Origin of the sequence: Kineococcus glutinatus, assembly GCF_039542765.1 — a bacterium.
In the GTDB taxonomy this organism is placed as follows: Bacteria; Actinomycetota; Actinomycetes; order Actinomycetales; family Kineococcaceae; genus Kineococcus_A; species Kineococcus_A glutinatus.
In genome coordinates, this window is record NZ_BAABIL010000590.1 from 1 (window position 1) to 3,413 (window position 3,413).

Annotated in this window: 2 protein-coding genes and 1 pseudogene; all 3 read left to right on the top strand. The window is 77.9% G+C overall.

Translation table 11 applies throughout. The features are described 5' to 3' along the window. Positions 1-559, top strand: a pseudogene (locus ABEB16_RS18715) (hypothetical protein); the annotation flags it as partial. Next, on the top strand, positions 556-1,299 hold the full coding sequence (locus ABEB16_RS18720) for a GNAT family N-acetyltransferase (RefSeq protein ID WP_345713724.1): 744 nt from the start codon (positions 556-558) through the stop codon (positions 1,297-1,299). The pseudogene ABEB16_RS18715 and the gene ABEB16_RS18720, both read left to right, overlap by 4 nt. Positions 1,300-1,361: 62 nt before the next feature. Then, positions 1,362-3,263, top strand: a complete 1,902-nt coding sequence (locus ABEB16_RS18725) for a putative bifunctional diguanylate cyclase/phosphodiesterase (protein WP_345713725.1) — start codon at positions 1,362-1,364, stop codon at positions 3,261-3,263. Positions 3,264-3,413: the final 150 nt, after the last annotated feature.

Consider the following 3,413-nt stretch of genomic DNA (forward strand, 5'->3'; position numbering starts at 1 on the left):
CACCGGCACCCTGCTCGTCGGGCTGCTGGCGCTCGTCGGCGTCTGCGCCGTCGCCCCCACGGCCGGTGTCGTCCTCGCCGTCGCGGGCGCGGTCGCCGCCCGCACCGTGGACCGCTGCCGCAGCACCCTGCTGCGCCGGCGGGAGGTGGCCGGCCCACGGGCCAGCGACGGGCTGGCGGTGGCGCTGTCGGTGCCGTGGAACACCCTGCGCGCGGCGCTGACCACCGCGGTGGCCACGGTGCTGCCGCTGCTCGTCGGCGTCAGCACCACCTTCGTCGTGCGCCTGCTGGGCGGGGTCAGCGCCGGGGGACCGGCCGAGCCGCGGCTGCTCGCGGTGGGGGCGCTGGCGGCGGTGCTCACCGCGTGGTGGGGCCCGGGCGGTCGTTCGCTGCAGCGCGGCAGCCGCCTGGTGCTGCGCGCCGCGACGCCGGGTCAGCGCGAGACGCAGGTCCTCGTGGCGTTCCTGGCGCTGGTGGCGCTGTCCGCGTTCGTCCTCGTCACCCAGCAGACCCTGCCGGACTGGCGGCCGCTGTCGGGCCCGCCCGCCGGGTGGCTGTGAGCGCCGCCGCGGCGGCGGGGGCGGAGGCACCGGCGGGGCCCCGCGGGGCCGACGCCCTCGACAACCCCGTGCTGTCCTCCCTGCTGGGCGCGCACGCGCCGCTGTCCCTGCGCCGGGGCCGCGCGGTGCGCTACGACCCGGCCGTCGGGCCGCTCGCGGGGCTGCCGGCGGACGCCGACGACGCGGACTGGGCGGACCTCGCCGCGATCAGCGGGGGGCGGGAGGTCGTCCTCTTCGCGGTGCCGGCGCACGTGCCGGCCGCGGCGGAGCTGACCTGGGACCTGCCGGGCGTGCAGCTCGTCGACGTGCACGTCGAGGCCGGCGACGACCCCGAGGCGCTGCGGCTGGGGCCGGCCGACGCGGCGGAGATGCTCGAGCTGGCCGAGCGCACCCGGCCCGGCCCGTTCGGCCCGCGCACGCCGGAGACCGGGACCTACCTGGGCGTCCGCCGCGCCGGGCGCCTGGTGGCGATGGCCGGGCAGCGGCTGCACCCGGACGGCTTCGCGGAGGTCAGCGCCGTGTGCACCGACCCGTCGGTGCGCGGGCAGGGGCTGGCGTCCCGGCTGGTCGCGGCGGTGGTGGCGGACGCGCGCCGCGCCGGGCGGACGGCGTTCCTGCACGCCTCGGCCGACAACACCGGCGCGATCCGGCTCTACGAGCACCTCGGCTTCGAGCTGCGCCGCGAGGTGCGCTTCCAGCGGTTCCGGCTGCGCCCGCACGCGCCGCACCCGACCGGGTGAACCGGTCGCGCACCGCGACCGCGGTCGTCAGGTCCGGCGCGCGCGGCGCCGATGACCACGGGGTGACGGCGTCGAGCAGGGGAGCCGGTGCACCGGCGCGGACCGGTGGACCGCAGCTGGCGCACCCGCAGGAGCGCGGGCGGCTGCCGTGGTTCCTCGCCGGCCTGCTGCCCGAGGGGCGCCTGCTGCCCGAGGCGGTGTGGCAGCGCCGGCACCGCACCATCGTGCGCCTGGCGCTGCTGCAGGCCCTGGCCCTGGTGGTCCTCGCCCTCGGGTGGGGTGCCGGCTGGTGGCAGGCGCTGGCGGCGGGTGTCGTGGTGGCCGCGCCGGCGCTGCTGGCGCGGTGGTGCCCGTGGGGGCGCAAGGGGCGGGCGGCGGCGGCCACGACGAGCCTGTTCGCCGCGTCCGCCGTCCTCGTGCACCTGGCGGGCGGGCTGACGGAGGCGCACTTCCACTTCTTCGTGATGGTCGGCGTGGTCGCCCTCTACCAGGACTGGGTGCCCTTCGGGGTGGGGCTGGGCATCGTCGTGGCCCACCACGGCGTGCTGGGGACGCTGGACCCGCACGGCGTCTACGGCCACCACGGGGCCGTCCACCACCCGTGGTGGTGGGCGGGCGTGCACGGCGGGTTCGTCCTCGCCGCCAGCGTCGCCCACCTGGCGTCCTGGCGCCACAACGAGCAGCAGGGCCTGCACGACCCCCTCACGGGCCTGGCCAACCGGACCCTGCTGGAGGAGGAGCTGACCCGCCGCCTGGCGCGGTCGCAGCCGCTGAGCGTGCTCGTCGTCGACGTGGACGACGTGCGCGCCGTCAACGACGTCCGCGGCCACGCCGCCGGCGACGAGCTGCTGCGGGCGGTCGCGGAGCGCCTCGGCAGCTGCGTGCGCCGCGACGACCGGGTCGCGCGCCTGGGTGGCGACGAGTTCGCCGTCGCGGTCGGCGGGGACGCCGCCAGCGCCCGCCGGCTCGCGGAGCGGTTCCTCACCGTCCTCGCCGAGCCCCTGGAGGTGGCCGGGCAGCGCACCCGCGTGCACGTCGGCATCGGCGTCGCCGACAGCGCGGTCACCCGGGTCCGCTCGGCGCAGGCGCTGCTGCGCGACGCGGACCTGGCGGTGCACCTGGCCAAGACCGCCGGTCGCGACCGGCTGGTGGTCTTCGCCGAGGGCATGGACGAGGCCGCGCAGGACCGCGCCAGCCTCGCGGAGGACCTCGCGGACGCCCTCGCGCTGGAGCAGCTGGAGCTGCACTACCAGGCGACCGTCCAGCTCGACGACGGCGAGGTGGAGGGTTACGAGGCGCTGCTGCGCTGGCGCCACCCCGTGCGCGGGCTGGTGCCGCCGCTGGACTTCGTGCCGCTGGCCGAGAGCGGCGGGCACATCCGCGCGATCGGGGCGTGGGCGCTGCAGACCGCCACCGCGCAGGCCGCGGCGTGGTCGCACGAGCGCGGCCGGGAGGTCCGCGTCGCGGTGAACGTCTCCGCGGTGCAGCTGGCCGACGACGACGTGGTCACGGCCGTGCGCCTGGCCCTGGCGGCCAGCGGGCTGCCCGCGCACCAGCTGACGCTGGAGGTCACCGAGAGCGTGCTGGCGCACGACCTGCAGGACGTGGCCGCCCGCCTGCAGCGGCTGCGGGCCCTGGGGGTGCGCATCGCGATCGACGACTTCGGCACCGGGTACTCCAGCCTGTCCTACCTGCGGCACCTGCCCGTGGACACCGTGAAGATCGACCGCTCGTTCGTCAGCGAGCTCACCGGCGACGACGCCACGACCACCCTGGTGGCGGCCATCGTCGCGCTGGCCCGCAACCTCGGCCTCGACGTCATCGGGGAGGGCGTGGAGACCGCGGAGCAGGCGGAGGTGCTGCGCGGCCTGCGGTGCGGTCTGGTGCAGGGTTACCTGTACGCGCGGCCGCTGCCGGCCGCGGAGGTCCCCGAGCGCGTGCGCGACCGGGCCGGGGTGCGCTGAGGCGCCGGCTCAGGGCACGAGGACGACCTTGCCGCGGCGGCCGCGCTCGGCGACGGCGCGGGCGGCGGCGGCGGCGCGCTCCAGCGGGAACGTCCGCTTCGACCTCGAGGTCGACATGTCGATGGCGATCACCTCGTTCACGGACCGCAC